1 protein-coding gene is annotated in these 410 nt (G+C 77.3%); it reads right to left on the minus strand.

Features of this window, described 5'->3' with window-relative positions; translation table 11 throughout:
- Positions 1–28: 28 nt before the first annotated feature.
- The coding region (locus tag U874_RS0113950) for a rhodanese-like domain-containing protein (RefSeq protein ID WP_029988540.1) at positions 29–410 on the minus strand (382 nt) is incomplete at its 5' end.

Here is a 410-nt window from a genome sequence, read left to right on the forward strand (position 1 = left end):
GGGCGGGGTCGCGCGGGCGCGGGATCCGCTAGCGCGCGTCGGCGGTCTGCGCCGCACGCCACCCGAGGTAGTTCCCGGCGAGCTCGACCACGTCGAAGCCCTCGCGGCGGAGCGCGCTCGCGACGACGCCGACGCGGGCGCCGCTGCGGCAGTGCGCCACGATCGTGCCCGTGCGGGGGAGCTCGTCGAGGTGCCACAGCGCGCGCCCCGCAGAGAGCTGCGCGGCGCCGGGAAGGTGGCCCTCCGCGAACTCGGCTCGCCCGCGCACGTCGAGCAGCAGCTCATGCGGGAACTCGACGAGCGCCGCGGGCTCGACCGTGGGCACGGGGGCCTGCGGCAGGCCGTCGAGCGCCGTGATGAATCCCGCGACGCCGTCGATGCCGACCCGGACGAGGTGGTCGCGCAGCTCG

The organism is Leucobacter sp. PH1c (assembly GCF_000633415.1).
GTDB lineage: Bacteria > Actinomycetota > Actinomycetes > Actinomycetales > Microbacteriaceae > Leucobacter.